The organism is Cyanobacteria bacterium GSL.Bin1, from assembly GCA_009909085.1.
Classification (GTDB): domain Bacteria; phylum Cyanobacteriota; class Cyanobacteriia; order Cyanobacteriales; family Rubidibacteraceae; genus Halothece.
This window is the reverse complement of record JAAANX010000042.1, coordinates 1-13,347: the sequence shown is the minus strand read 5'-3', so window position 1 is coordinate 13,347 and position 13,347 is coordinate 1. Positions and strand designations below refer to the sequence as shown.

Annotated in this window: 14 protein-coding genes; 3 read left to right on the top strand and 11 right to left on the bottom strand. The window is 44.7% G+C overall.

From position 1 onward, the window contains the following. Positions 1-2: 2 nt before the first annotated feature. The 3 genes from GVY04_03985 to GVY04_03975 all read right to left on the bottom strand — a co-directional run bounded on the left by GVY04_03985 (position 3) and on the right by GVY04_03975 (position 4,557). A complete protein-coding gene (locus tag GVY04_03985; protein NBD15316.1) occupies positions 3-581 on the bottom strand; it encodes a Uma2 family endonuclease in 579 nt (192 codons plus the stop codon). A gap of 14 nt (positions 582-595) precedes the next feature. After that, entirely contained in the window at positions 596-2,788 is a 2,193-nt protein-coding gene (locus GVY04_03980) for a glycoside hydrolase (protein ID NBD15315.1), read from the bottom strand. Positions 2,789-2,967: 179 nt separating this feature from the next. Continuing rightward, positions 2,968-4,557, bottom strand: coding sequence for an NAD(P)H-quinone oxidoreductase subunit N (locus GVY04_03975; protein NBD15314.1), 1,590 nt, complete (start codon positions 4,555-4,557; stop codon positions 2,968-2,970). A 361-nt stretch (positions 4,558-4,918) separates the two neighbouring features. Here GVY04_03975 and GVY04_03970 point away from each other — a divergent pair, with 361 nt between their 5' ends. Beyond that, positions 4,919-5,353 carry a hypothetical protein gene (locus GVY04_03970; protein NBD15313.1) on the top strand — a complete coding sequence of 145 codons (435 nt, stop codon included), beginning with the start codon at positions 4,919-4,921 and terminating at the stop codon, positions 5,351-5,353. 1 nt (position 5,354) lies between these two features. On the opposite strand, the gene GVY04_03965 is transcribed toward GVY04_03970, so the two are convergent. The 3 genes from GVY04_03965 to menB form a co-directional block, all read right to left on the bottom strand. Then, entirely contained in the window at positions 5,355-5,765 is a 411-nt protein-coding gene (locus tag GVY04_03965; protein ID NBD15312.1) for a nuclear transport factor 2 family protein, read from the bottom strand. A gap of 183 nt (positions 5,766-5,948) precedes the next feature. Beyond that, entirely contained in the window at positions 5,949-6,440 is a 492-nt protein-coding gene (locus GVY04_03960) for an Orange carotenoid protein (GenBank protein ID NBD15311.1), read from the bottom strand. A 159-nt stretch (positions 6,441-6,599) separates the two neighbouring features. After that, a complete protein-coding gene (gene menB / locus GVY04_03955) occupies positions 6,600-7,433 on the bottom strand; it encodes a 1,4-dihydroxy-2-naphthoyl-CoA synthase (protein NBD15310.1) in 834 nt (277 codons plus the stop codon). 225 nt (positions 7,434-7,658) lie between these two features. Between menB and GVY04_03950 the strand changes: the two genes are divergently transcribed. Next, positions 7,659-8,174 carry a DUF4149 domain-containing protein gene (locus tag GVY04_03950; protein NBD15309.1) on the top strand — a complete coding sequence of 172 codons (516 nt, stop codon included), beginning with the start codon at positions 7,659-7,661 and terminating at the stop codon, positions 8,172-8,174. A gap of 11 nt (positions 8,175-8,185) precedes the next feature. Here GVY04_03950 and GVY04_03945 read toward each other — a convergent pair whose 3' ends face one another. From GVY04_03945 to trmH, 5 genes are all read right to left on the bottom strand, one after another. Next, a complete protein-coding gene (locus GVY04_03945) occupies positions 8,186-8,470 on the bottom strand; it encodes a TMEM165/GDT1 family protein (protein ID NBD15308.1) in 285 nt (94 codons plus the stop codon). A 49-nt stretch (positions 8,471-8,519) separates the two neighbouring features. After that, a complete protein-coding gene (locus tag GVY04_03940) occupies positions 8,520-8,870 on the bottom strand; it encodes a TMEM165/GDT1 family protein (protein ID NBD15307.1) in 351 nt (116 codons plus the stop codon). Positions 8,871-8,904: 34 nt separating this feature from the next. Beyond that, positions 8,905-9,261 carry a YkgJ family cysteine cluster protein gene (locus GVY04_03935; GenBank protein NBD15306.1) on the bottom strand — a complete coding sequence of 119 codons (357 nt, stop codon included), beginning with the start codon at positions 9,259-9,261 and terminating at the stop codon, positions 8,905-8,907. Between the two features lie 2 nt (positions 9,262-9,263). Then, the gene (locus tag GVY04_03930; protein NBD15305.1) at positions 9,264-10,676 is read right to left on the bottom strand and encodes a hypothetical protein; all 1,413 of its coding nucleotides are present in this window, start codon (positions 10,674-10,676) and stop codon (positions 9,264-9,266) included. Between the two features lie 68 nt (positions 10,677-10,744). Continuing rightward, on the bottom strand, positions 10,745-11,422 hold the full coding sequence (trmH, locus tag GVY04_03925; GenBank protein NBD15304.1) for a tRNA (guanosine(18)-2'-O)-methyltransferase TrmH: 678 nt from the start codon (positions 11,420-11,422) through the stop codon (positions 10,745-10,747). Between the two features lie 23 nt (positions 11,423-11,445). Between trmH and GVY04_03920 the strand changes: the two genes are divergently transcribed. Next, a complete protein-coding gene (locus GVY04_03920) occupies positions 11,446-13,038 on the top strand; it encodes an NAD(P)H-hydrate dehydratase (protein NBD15303.1) in 1,593 nt (530 codons plus the stop codon). The last annotated feature ends 309 nt before the right edge of the window (positions 13,039-13,347 follow it).

The window sequence follows — 13,347 nt, the reverse complement described above, 5'->3', positions numbered from 1 at the left end:
TTCTATTCCCAAACTAAACTTAAATCTAACGTAAATTCGGGCAAAACTTCTTCTCCAGAAACTTGTTGTGGATCATCTAAAACTTCTGTTACTTTCCCGGGACGATAAATTTCCACTTGTTTTTCGAGGGGATTAATTAACCAACCGAGTCTGACTCCATTTTCAATGTACCCCTTGAGTTTTGCTTGTATCTCAGCTAAGGAATCGGTTTTTGAGCGTAACTCCAAGACAAAATCGGGAGCAAGATTGGGGAATTTTCGCTTTTCTTCAATTGATAAACGATTCCAGCGTTCTTGTTTGACCCAAGCGACATCAGGAGAACGAATTGCACCGTTGGGCAACTTAAATCCAGTAGAAGAATCAAATACTTGTCCGAGTTGTTTCCAGCGATTCCAAAGTCCAAATTCAATGATTAACTCGGCATTACGATTTCCTGTTTCACCTCCAGTTGGCGACATAATGATTAAGTTTCCTTGTTGACTTCTTTCAAACTTTAAGTCAGGATTAGCTTGGGATAATTGTAAGAATTGCTCATCATCAAGCTTTAAAATTGGTTGCAAATTGAGAGTATAAGTATTCATCATCCTTGACAGGTTTAAGGAATTTGTAAAACCACAAACTCTTGTTCGGGGAGGTAGCTACGAAACTGAGCGCGATCGCTGAAAACAGCAATAATATTGAGAAAAATATCGGGAGACATTCCTAAATCGTCCCAAGGCACCGATAATTCCAGACAATCATTAAAATAAAACTTCGCTCTGGTGCGACGACCAAACCAACGATTATGATCGGTTGCTTCTTCTAACCAAATCGTTTCTTCAACAATATTAATTCCGAGGTGATGATGATATAAATAATTGAGTGGAGGATGTTGGGGAACCTTGTGTAAGGGAAGCTGACTATTAATTAAAGTTACCCCCGGATAGAACCAAAATAAATGTAACTCTGGCGGTAAGTTGGTACCGGGTTGTCCCCCTTTTTTGAAATCAAACCGGAAATAAAAATTGAGATGATCTAAGCCATACCATAAGCGCTTGACATCACTATTCTGGTGCATCGCCCCACTGGTAGCAATATCAATCCGCCCGGCTTTATCCCAGTCTTGTTCATCAGCAATACCATCAATAAAGGGATGAATAAAACTAAGAGGCGGATGGGATTTTTTCCGTTGATGAGACTCTAGGGGGTGCTTGAGATCTTCGGGAATTGGGAGGTGGAGTGCTTGATAAATATTGGCAAGGTGATTGCGAAAGAGTTGATCAAAAATGGCATCTTGATTCGATGAATGTCCTTCTCCAAACCACCAAAACCAATCGGATCCTTCTGCTGCATAGAGGGCTTCCCACGCTTCTTCGCTGGCTTCAGGATGTTGGGCTAGGGTTTCTCGGGCGGCATTGAGTAAATCCCAAGCCCGATTTTTCACCGGATCGCCAATCCAAGTGGTCAAGTCGCCATCGACCCAAGATCCACTGTGTAATTGTTGACTGGGTAAGGTGGCTGTGGGGGGATATTTTTCGAGAAATTCAGAAACAGTCACCAATTCAATGCCGGGATGATCGCTAAGGCTTTGATAGAGCGTTTCTAAAAAAGGTTTCCCATCTTGAAGATACTCTTCCCAACAATTTTCGCCGTCTAAGGCAATGGTGACTAACCAGGGATATTCGATGGGGGTACCCAAACGTTGCGCGATCGCGTCTAAACGACCAATAAAGTCTTTCGCTGCCGTTTTTGCCGACAGTTTACTGTAGGTAAAGCCAATTAAATCGGATAACCGATGATCGCGGAAAACAACATTTAAATCGCCGTGAGAAGTGGGAAGACGATAGGGTTGATAGAGTAACTCTGGGGCATAAAGGGTTCCTCCTTCATTGCGATGGAAAAAATGATTGAGCGTCCAGCCCAAAATTGCTTCATCGGAACAAAACCATTTAAACCCAGCAGCAGCAATATCAGACAAAACCTGTGGACTAATCGCTTGTTCTGAGGGCCATAATCCTTGCGGTAAGCGATCAAATTGGGATTGATAGATGGCTTTTGCTTTTTCTAAATGAGGCGGGATATCTTCTTGCCAACGAAAACGATGTTCCGGCAGAATAATATCGGGAATGGCAACTTTAGCAACGTTAGTATCGGCCAGTAGAGGAAGAATGGGATGGGTATAAGGACTGGTAATAATTTCCAGTTGCCCCGTTTCTTGCATCCGTTTATGTTGCGGAAGAATCTGGCGAATAATCTCTTGCTGTTTAGCGTAGATCTGTTGCCGATCTTTTAAGGTAAAGCCTTTCTCTTTCTTTAACCAATAGGCAATTTCAGGATCATCCCAAAATAAAGGGTCGATCCAAGCTAAATTATGCCAAGCTAGGAGGTCGCTATAGTCTTGTTGCGTCCAATTGTGTAAGCACCAAACAGCACCATGTTCTTTACGCTGCTGATAAAGTTCTCGGTAGCGGGGATGGGGATCAATGAGCGTGCGATAGTTGGCATCAAAAAAATGATTAATGATGTATTGCCGTTTTCCGCGATCTAAATGCTTTTCCGGAGTTAAAGTTAGATCCAAATAGGGATCACGGGCCTTTCCTTGCGCATAATCTTCGAGTTGTTGCATCAGCGTTGGAACCAAATTCACCGTCTGATGAAGTTTTGGATAACGCTGTAATAAGAGAATGAGGTCGAGATAGTCTTTTGTCCCATGTAAGCGAACCCAAGGTAAATGATACTGCCCTGGCGAGGAGTAATAAAGCGGTTGGTGCTGATGCCAAACAAAGGCGACGTAGAGAGGATAAGCCATATCAGCTTGCAAAAAAATATTGAAAGATCACGGTTGAGACAAACTCCGGTTCGGTCGTCTCAGAGTTACAGGGACGATCGCGCTGTTGCTATAGAAACATTTTAGAAAACATTGCGAGAGAAACCAGAGGGAATACAGTTCAACTGCATTCCCCCAGTCAAAACCAGACCGGAAGATAATTATTTGTCTAGAATAGCAGGTGCGCTCAGATCAGCCAGGGAGACTTGACGATTATCGGCATTGGCTTCTTCAACACGGGTTGCTTCGGCATTCAAAATCGCTGTATTTTTCACCGAGGCATTGGCAAGGGAGAATAAAGGATTCGACAAAATGCCCGCCAAGGAAGTAACAACCAGCGAAAAGACTAACCCCACTTGTAAAGGACGCATTCCGGGTAAATTCCAACGGATTTCGGGATAGTTTTGGATGGTTTCCGACATTTCTTGCGGTTCTTTCACGACCATCATCTTGACGACTCGGATGTAGTAGTAAATTGAAATAACACTCGTAACCAATCCTAAAATCACTAAACCATATAAACCAGCTTGCCAACCGGCCCAAAACAGATAAATCTTACCAAAAAAGCCGGCTAACGGGGGAATTCCGCCTAAAGAAAGTAGACAAATACTTAAACCAAGGGTGAGCAGGGGATCTTTTTGATACAGTCCAGCATATTCCGTGATTTGATCGGTTCCGGTGCGGAGAGAGAAGAGAATAATGCCGGTAAAGGCACCCAGGTTCATGAAGAGATAAACCAGTAAATAGAAAATCATGCTGGCATATCCGGCGTCGGTTGCAGCAACCATGCCAATCATAATAAATCCGGCTTGACCAATAGAGGAGTAAGCCAGAAGGCGTTTCATGCTGGTTTGAGCAAGAGCCACCGCATTCCCTAAAATCATACTTAAGATGGCAAGGGCGGTGAAAATGAGACGCCATTGCGGTTCTTCTAAGGGGAAGGCGACCACTAACAAACGAATGGCAAGGGCAAATCCCGCGGCTTTGGAACCAACGGATAAGAAGGCAACCACTGGGGTGGGGGAACCTTCATAAACATCTGGTGTCCATTGGTGGAACGGAACGGCAGAAATTTTAAAAGCAATCCCGGCAATCATAAAGACCAACGCGATCGCGCTAGTGAGTTCTCCCCCTTCCATTTGGGCAATTCCTGCTGCAATTTTCGGTAAACTGGTTTCTCCGCCAGAAAGTCCATAAAGTAGAGAAGACCCATATAAAAATACTGCAGAACTAGCTGCGCCAATGAGAAGATATTTTAAAGCCGCTTCATTAGAACGAGAATCCCGCTTCATGTATCCCGTCATTAAATAAGAAGAGATACTAAGGGTTTCCAGAGACACAAAAATCATCACCAGTTCATTCGCCCCAGACAAGAACATTGCCCCTAAGGTTGCGGTGAGCATAATTGTGATGAACTCGGAAAGGGCAGAACCGGTTTGTTCCACATACCGAATTGACATTAAAATTGTAATCGCTGTCGAGAGGGCAATCACGCTGCGAAAAACAATACTGAGGTCATCAGCACTAAAACTCCCTAACAGCGCGATCGGATTTTCCGCATCCCACTGCAAGTAAAGCGCAACGATCGAAGCGAGTAAGCCCCCAATCCCAATATAGGGAAGGACTCGCGCTGCGTTTTTTCCGACAATTAAGTCGCCCACTAAGACAATCAGGAGTGTAATGACAATGATGCTCTCAGGAAGGATTAGACCTACGTTAAGTTGAGCAGAAAGATTACTTGTAAAGTCCATAGAAGTCCATATAAAGTTACGGATAGTTAACAGTTGTTTAGTACAGCGTACCAAGATTTAGGATAACAGCCGAGCCATCATTTGTTCTTGGTTGGCGCTGGATTGAGATCGCAAACTCCCCTTAAAGAAATGTTTGCATTTTATGACGATACTTAATAAAAGTTTATATTATACCAAGTTCAGGAAATCCCCCTCAAACGGGCAGATGTTTGCGGCTTTTTCCAATTGCAGAGATTAATAAACCTGAACAGAGCGATAAGTTTTATGAAGTTCTATGGTTTCCCTCTCAGGTTTTTTATATCGTGTACGACAGTAGAAATATCTGCAAAGAGCAATTCATTGAGCTTGAAAGGTTAGGCTTATGTATCCACGATTCACTGTTATCCCTCGGTATCAACTAGACGATCAGATTCCTTGGTTAGAAGGAATTGATCCCTTAAGAAATTACTGGATTGCAGTTAACGGCGATCGCGATCAGATCATCACGCTTCCGGGCTTAACCGCTGCTTCTTTTGATGCCTTTAAACAAGTCATGCGCCATTTCCGAGCGCTAAAATCCGGTGAATCTTTATTACTCGGAGACAGCAAGAATGCTGGCAAAATTATTTGTATTAGTGCCAATTGCTACGCTTATGAAAGTAATATTGATGATGCGCCTGTTTGGCACCTCTTTGATCAAGAAAGCCTAGATAGCCTTTTGATGTCAGCTCATCCTGACTGGCAATGTTCTCAAAAAGATTTATTGCTGGGTCGTACCCAACTCGAAGCATCCTGGCAAACGACTGCTGTGGCGTAATTTAACGTTGAATTTGAGCCAGTTCTTCCCAAGAAGCCAGCAACTTGACAACAACAACTTGTAGCTGATTGTTGGCGTTGATTAAAAATTGCCAAGCGACATTCACGGTAAATAAAGACGTTTTAACGTAGCCCTGAACCCGGATATCATATTCTCCTTGATCTTCTCGGGCGACGGTTCCTTTTTGGGGAATGAGAGTCATCCCCACGGCTTCGGTGGTGAGATATTGCGCGATCGCGCTATTACCGACAACCGGTTCTTCTAGTGGCGGGTGTAATTCTCCCTCTTGTGCAAATAGATGAGCAGTTGCTTTGAAATCTTGATCATTCAGGGTTTGGAAGTAGGTTTTGACCAAGTCATGATCAATCCCTGCAATGGAAAAGCGCTGTCTTGAGGGAGAAGCGGTGGACATATGTAGTATCAATTAATAATTAACAATGAATAATTAGTCGTGAGGGAACTTTCAACCAAGTGTGAAAAGGGGAGAAGACACGGTCAAAAGTTAAGAGCAAGTCACTAATTAGTATTTGAATCACTCAGTAGGGGATGCCAGTTTATCATTCAGCCTGACATCCCGAAGCAATGCATTACTACACTAGGCAAGGGGATCGATACCCATATCAACGACGATGCGACGTAAGATGGTGATTTGCTGGTTAAATTCCAGCCATTCGATTTTCGCGATCACTTGCTTGCCTTTTGCTGACAGTTGATATCCCGAAGGCATCGGAATAACCGTGCCATCTTCCATCCATTCTGCTAAACGATACCAGAATGCCAGTTTGGTATTCGCACTAAGCACTCCATAGGAACGGGTTTCAGGAGTGTTAACTTTTTCTACTAAATTACGCATGAACTGAAGTTGCTCTTGCTGAGGCATTCCTTTCACTTGATTGAGCAAACCTTCAGCCAGTTGTAATCTAGCAGCACCCGGAGCGGCAGGTGTAATTGCTTTTCCTGTTTGCAAGTAGATGAACCAAAGTGCCGCCAACTGTTCATCGGTAGTCAGCTGTTGAAACTCAGTAATGGCAGTATCAACGGCTTCGATTGGAGTAGAAATGAGAGATTGGTTGCGAGTGGCGACCATAATTTAGTACCTCTTGCGTAATTCAATGAGCTTGATTCAGCTGCTTTTGCTTCTATTATGTAAATTTTTATTAACAAACGCAACACTTTAGCCATGAGAATGGTAAATATCAACCATAAGTCAGACCAGATTGATCTGAGCAAAACGGCTCTGTGTGGTTTATGGAAGCCACGGGTAATCCCGGAAATTCGGTTTTCGTTTTTCTAGAAAGGCTTGTTTTCCTTCGCTCCCTTCCTCCGTCATGTAGTAGAGCAAGGTGGCATTGCCGGCGAGTTCTTGTAACCCCATTTGACCATCACAGTCGGCATTAAATGCAGCTTTCAGGCAACGAATGGCAGTAGGACTTTTATCTAAAATTTCATTGGCCCAGTTAATCCCTTCTGCTTCCAATTGGTCAACCGGCACTACTGTATTCACCAAGCCCATATCCAGTGCTTCCTGAGCACTATATTGCCGACACAAAAACCAAATTTCCCGTGCTTTTTTTTGCCCGACAATGCGAGCCAGGTAACTTGCCCCAAAACCCCCATCAAAACTGCCAACTTTCGGTCCGGTTTGCCCAAAAATCGCGTTATCCGCAGCAATGGTGAGGTCACACACTAAATGCAAAACATGACCGCCACCAATGGCATAGCCCGCCACTAAAGCAATCACGACTTTCGGTAAGGAACGAATAGCACGTTGTAAATCTAAAACATTGAGCCGTGGCGTGCCCTCATCATCCATATAGCCGGCTTTACCGCGGACGCTTTGATCGCCACCGGAACAAAACGCATACTTCCCATCCGTATGAGGACCGGCACCGGTTAATAAAACGACACCGATACTGGTATCTTCCCGAATGCGAGCGAAGGCATCATACAATTCAAAAACGGTTTTCGGGCGAAAGGCATTCCGTTTATGGGGACGATTAATGGTCAGTTTCGCAATACCGGCTGCTTGTTCATAACGGATATCTTCATAAGACTTAATGGTTTGCCAATTGATTTCCATTTGTTAACTTATTCCAACAATTCAGACTCATTATCTTAACTCTAGCCGGACTTTACCTCACCTCAATTGGCTGTTGTCTTTAAATAGAATCCAGATTTTTTAACAATACTTAATAGGAAGGAGGCATTGTTTCAAATCTCAATAATACTTTAGATTTTTTGTTCCTCACGCTCTCTCAAAACCGTTATCCTAAAAAATGGAAGATTTCATTTGGAGCCGAGGACAATGGATGTCATTTCTTATGAAAAGCAAAATCCCACCCAATGGTCAGTGGTTATTTTTATAACCCTGTGCTTTTGGTTGAGTGCCAGTTTAGTCTTAGACTTTGTAATTATTCCTTCTCTGATGGAAGCAGGAATGATGACCCAACCGGGTTTCGCGAGTGCTGGGTATTCGATGTTTGGTTTGTTTAATCATATTGAGTTACTCTGTGCTGCAATCATTTTAAGTGGTGTTTTCGTACTCAATAAAAATCACGTTTTACCGAAAAAGCAACAGCAATGGTCAATTATTTTATCTAGTTTATTACTCGGGATTGCACTGATTTGTAACTATGTTCTAACTCCGCAAATGAGCGGATTAGGATTAGATTTAAACTGGTTTGAATCAGCACGAACCATGCCGGCTGAGATGATGGAACTGCACGCCGGTTACTGGGGATTAGAATTGATGAAATTTATTGTTGGTGGAATCCTCTTAACCTGGAGTTTCCGGGCTTGGAACCCCCAAGAGAACCATTAAGTTAAGTCAGTTTAGTCTGCTTCGGCTTCTTCAAAGATTAATAATTTCAGCGCGAGTAAGGTAAATCCAACTGCTGCCAATGCTTTCAGTAGACGAGTGGGAAGCAGTTGGGCAACCCCTCCCCCTAACATGACGCCTAAAAAGCTCGCTGTTAAAAGGGCAGCAATACAACCGAGAAAAACTGCCGTTGGTGACTTGCTATTGCCCCCAAGCGCGATCGCGGCGAGTTGGCTTTTATCGCCAATTTCTGCTGCAAAAACGGTGACAAAGGTTAATCCAAGTAATTGCCAATCCATAAATGTTTTGATTTCTGAAACTGAGTTTAAGTAAGTGAAAGTGAATGCTTTACGCCCCCTCAACCACATCTCCGAGTAAGAGAACAGCAATCACGAGAAGCAGTCCAGCAACAATGACTTCTAGCCGTTGGGGAGACAACCGTTTCGCCAACCATTGCCCTAAAAGAACACCAATTAAACTGGTCATGATCAGCGCCAGGGCAGCCCCAAAGAAAACAACCAACGGCGATCGCGATTCAGCACTAATGAGTAAGGTGGCAAGCTGGGTTTTATCTCCAATTTCTGCCAGAAAAATGGTTACAAATGTGGAAAAAAAGACCGTGGAAAACCCCTTGTGAAAGAGGCGAGGGGGAGTGGGAACTGAGGTCTGAGTCGAAACGCGATCGCGCTGTTTAGTCACTGCTTCGGTTAATTCTTCAATCTTCTGGTCTATTCTATCGCGGTTCATCCACAGCATCGAGATAACGCGTCATTTCCTCACTGTCTTCGCCATAAACACTGGCAATTTGTTCACAACAGCAATCGATAGCAAATTCATCAAATTCATCATCATTGACCCCAAACATTCGCTGAAAGTTCTCGACACTCACCCGACAGAAGCTCGGACGTTCTTCGTAAATGCCACAAGTACGGGTTTCCTTCTGGTAATGAATACACCAGCCATCGGTACCGACTAAAGTGTAATATTGTTCTAATTCTTCTGGATCTAGATAAGTGTCTAATTCCGGTCGCTCTTCAGGGTTAAGATAACAACAAGCACCGCAGTGCTTGATACAAGACCAATGAGCCACTATTATTCTCCCGGTTTTTGATAGGTTTCGTTAATCACCAGCAGCGGATCGCCAATCGTTGTAATTTTCCAAGGAGGAGTGTCAATATAACGAGCTGCAACTAAAAAGGGAACGTTCAAGGATAAACGAGCAATCATTGCCTGCGGAGGAACAAACCCGGTGACATAAGGTTCATCAACACTGCCCACATAAGCATATACTCCGTAGTCTAACCAACGTCCCGCGACCGTCCCAACATCATCAGCAGTTGCTGCGGAAAAACTGTGTATGAGGTGCATTGCCATCGGCATATCAAGATCAGGAATATCTTTGACGTTTGCATTTCCATTACCGACGGCAAAATGACTTTTTCCCCCTCGCGAATTCATAAACATCAAATCATAATTCCATGCTTGAGCGGTAAGCTTTTGCCAAGTGATTTGACTCGCATCAGGTTGTTCAATGTGAGTTGTTGCCAGACCAATCGTTTCTAATTGTTTCCTTGCTTCTCCAAAGTGATAAGCTTCCCAATTTTCGCTGTGGGGATAACTATCATACAGTAAAGCCCGATCTGCATCTAAAAAAATAGCACACATCGCTTGATACACTGATCGCTCTGGAGTGCCATAAATCCATCCCGCAATGGCATACCGTTCCCCTCCCTCATTTCTGCCCAAGCCATCTGTTACTGCTAATAACTCCTGATTTTCTGGGCTGCGATATTTGACTGGCAAGCTACGAACTAAAGTAATCGTATCAATTGTATCTCCCAAGTGTTGATAGTCGTATCCGGTGTTTGCGACTAAGCGATTCACTTTCTCCTTCAAATGATTCCAACCCCGTGGAGGAAGCGTTTGGTTAAAATTTCCGTAGTATCCTTCTAAAAACAGTAAGGGTTGTCCGCGATCAGCAGCTAGTGCAACAGCAGCAACAGCAGCCGAATCATGGATGGAAGTCATGACAACTCCCGGCGGTGTCCATCCTAATTGTTGCCAAGTCTCCTTGAGGGTGTTTGCTTTAGTTTCCCAGCTTGCAGCAATAGCATCTTGCATTAAGCGTTTTCGATTTTGAAAGCCGGATGCTTTCACGGCCGATAATCGGATGACTACTTGGGGTTGAAAACGCTTTAAAAATAGGGGCGTATACTGATCGTCTTCAATTAAGATCGGATAACGTCGCTGTAAATTCCACTCTTGAATTGCTTGCAAAAAAATTGCTGTGTCAGGAACGAGAACAACACGACTGGCTGTTGGAATCGCTTGGCGCAGGATAGCTATTCTATACCCTAGCTGTTGCTGCCATTTTTCAACTTTAATCACTTTTGGCGTTGGCGGTATCAAAACCGGGGGATCTTGCTTTTGAAACGGATTGTTGTTGAGAGAAAAGCCAACTAGAAGGATTAGGAAGAGGACGGCTAAACGGTACTGTATCCACATGAATTGGGCAACCTGGAGAGCATTAAAGCAGGGTGTGTCTAGCACAACCCAACTTCATTACCCTCATCTTACGTTTCAGCATCTAAATTCTCTCTCAGAAATTGCCCATTTTCTCCTAAAGCAGGATAATGTTTTCCCACTTCATCATACTTAGCAGCTAAATCCGGATAAGCCCACTGGAATAGCACCTGCTGATAGGTTTCTGGATCAAGAGAGGGGTGATTATAAGATCCAGCAGCGAGTCTTTGTCGTTGTGCTTCAAACAGAATGACCGCTGCGGCAACGGAGACGTTTAAAGACTGTACCATCCCTAACATGGGAATATAAATCGCCTGATCCGCAAGTGCGATGGCTTCGGAACTCACACCCCATTTCTCGGCACCCAACAGAATGCAAGACGGTTGTGTATAGTCCGGCTGGCGATAATCTACGGCATCTTTTGTCAAGTGGGCCGCATAAATCGTATAGTTTTGGCTTTTGAGATGGCGAACTGCCGTTTCTAAATCGGGATGAGTCTGAATATTGATCCATTTTTCGCTCCCTTTTGCCGTTTCACTAAACGCCGGAACATCCCCTGCGGTATAAATCCCATGGGCAGAAAAGACTCCAACGGCATCACAAGTGCGAATAATAGCGGAGAAGTTATGCGGTTTATGCACATCTTCTAAAAGCACAGTTAAATCCGTCTGTCGTCGGTTCAACACATCGCGGAGTCGATGATAACGTCGAGGAAGCACTGGTTTCATTTCACCTATGGCGGGGGTTAACTATGATGGATCGAATCTCTACAGATACTATTGAACACTTTGTAGTCAATGCAACGCAAATGGCTGCAATTGAAGAACGGATCTTTGCAGTGGGAATGCCGGTGGCAGCACTGATGGAAAAAGCAGCTGGACTAGTAACACAGCGGATTGTCACGTTGTATCCACAGTCTAAGGTGGCAAAAGTCGGTGTAATAGTGGGTCCTGGGCATAATGGGGGCGATGCGACAGTAGTGGCGCGGGAACTGCATCTTAAAGGATATCAGGTCTGTTTATACCGCCCATTACAGAAAGGAAAAGAACTAACCCAAGCCCATCTTGATTATGCTCAAAGTTTAGGGATTCCAATTGTTGAGAAGGTCCAGGATTTAGCTAACTGTAATCTGATTATTGATGGGTTATTTGGCTTTGGGATGACAAGAGCGCTAGAAGGGGATTTAGCCACTGCTGTCGATACAATTAATCAATGGTCAATTCCGGTGGTGAGTATTGATCTCCCCTCTGGTCTTCATACCGATACGGGAGAAGTGTTAGGAACTGCGATTCAGGCAAGTCATACGTTCTGTTTGGGGTTATGGAAACGAGCGTTTTTTCAAGACTCAGCCCTTTCTTACTTAGGAAAGACCGAACGGCTAGATTTCGGCGTCCCTCTCGCTAATGTGCAAGCTGTCCTCTCCGATAAATCTTCTGTTGTCAAACAGATGACTACTGATTTAGCTCGTTCTTTCTTGCCGCTGCCGCGTCCCCTGGTTACCCATAAATATCAACAAGGACATTTGCTCATTATTGCTGGATCGCGCCAATATGCAGGAGGCGTAATTCTCACTGGTTTAGGCGCACGGGCAAGCGGCGTCGGGATGGTTAGTATTGCCGCCCCCACCTCCCTAAAACCGATGTTAGTCACCCATCTCCCCGAAGCCTTAATTATTGATTGTCCAGAAACTGAAAATGGCGCGATCGCGCAACTTCCTCCCAGCGCGCAACAATGGGAGCGGTATGATACGGTTGCCGTTGGTCCCGGCTTAACTTTAGATGCGCGATCGCTGCTACCAGGGATTTTAGAGGCAACAACTCCTTTACTCATCGATGCCGATGGACTCAACGCTCTTGCCGAATTAACCCCCAGCACGGCTTTAAAATCCCGCTCTGAGCCAACGATTCTCACCCCTCATCCTGGCGAGTTTCGACGACTTTTCCCCGACCTCACGACTAATGATCCGATGGCAACTGTGCTCAGCGCAGCGCAAGCAACTGATGCGACGATTCTTCTCAAAGGGGCAAGAAGTGTCATTGCTAGCCCAACTGAAACTTGGGTCATTCCGGAAAGTACCCCCGCCCTTGCCAGAGGGGGCAGTGGAGATGTCCTCACCGGCTTATTAGGCGGATTAATGGCACAACCTTCCTCTCAAAAAGAGATCTCGCCAGCGCAATTAACTGCTACTGCTGCCGTTTGGCACGCTCAAGCCGGAATCAAAGCCAGTCAAGACCATAGTGACCTGGGTGTGGATGCCTTTACGCTCACCAAATATTTAACACAGTTCCCAGTTAACAACCAATCTAAAGACGTTTTATCCCTCTCCTATCACTTTCCAAATTAAAATCGAGAAAAGTCTTGAGGTCCAATCTCTAGAAAGTAGGAGAGACAATGGATGTAGCACTACAGGTTCGTCAACATTTACGAGCAAGACCCCTGCCGGGGCGACACAAAATGCTAAAGAGTAGATGCAATCAAGCTTGCAGCCCTAAACCTCGCTGATAATTAGCGCATTTCTGGGGACTTAATTTCAGTGACATCTCCCGGCGCTGACCTATCGGTACAGCGCGGGCTTCCCATCCTCACGAATGGGCTTTCCTGCGTAGCACTTACCTATCAATTGACCCGGCAGGACGCTGCGTCCGGCAGAAAC

Coding starts and splice junctions, on each gene's coding strand:
- GVY04_03985 (NBD15316.1), bottom strand. CDS start 581: ATGAATACTTATACTCTCAATTTGCAACCAATTTTAAAGCTTGATGAT.
- GVY04_03980 (NBD15315.1), bottom strand. CDS start 2,788: ATGGCTTATCCTCTCTACGTCGCCTTTGTTTGGCATCAGCACCAACCG.
- GVY04_03975 (NBD15314.1), bottom strand. CDS start 4,557: ATGGACTTTACAAGTAATCTTTCTGCTCAACTTAACGTAGGTCTAATC.
- GVY04_03970 (NBD15313.1), top strand. CDS start 4,919: ATGTATCCACGATTCACTGTTATCCCTCGGTATCAACTAGACGATCAG.
- GVY04_03965 (NBD15312.1), bottom strand. CDS start 5,765: ATGTCCACCGCTTCTCCCTCAAGACAGCGCTTTTCCATTGCAGGGATT.
- GVY04_03960 (NBD15311.1), bottom strand. CDS start 6,440: ATGGTCGCCACTCGCAACCAATCTCTCATTTCTACTCCAATCGAAGCC.
- menB (NBD15310.1), bottom strand. CDS start 7,433: ATGGAAATCAATTGGCAAACCATTAAGTCTTATGAAGATATCCGTTAT.
- GVY04_03950 (NBD15309.1), top strand. CDS start 7,659: ATGGATGTCATTTCTTATGAAAAGCAAAATCCCACCCAATGGTCAGTG.
- GVY04_03945 (NBD15308.1), bottom strand. CDS start 8,470: ATGGATTGGCAATTACTTGGATTAACCTTTGTCACCGTTTTTGCAGCA.
- GVY04_03930 (NBD15305.1), bottom strand. CDS start 10,676: ATGTGGATACAGTACCGTTTAGCCGTCCTCTTCCTAATCCTTCTAGTT.
- trmH (NBD15304.1), bottom strand. CDS start 11,422: ATGAAACCAGTGCTTCCTCGACGTTATCATCGACTCCGCGATGTGTTG.
- GVY04_03920 (NBD15303.1), top strand. CDS start 11,446: ATGATGGATCGAATCTCTACAGATACTATTGAACACTTTGTAGTCAAT.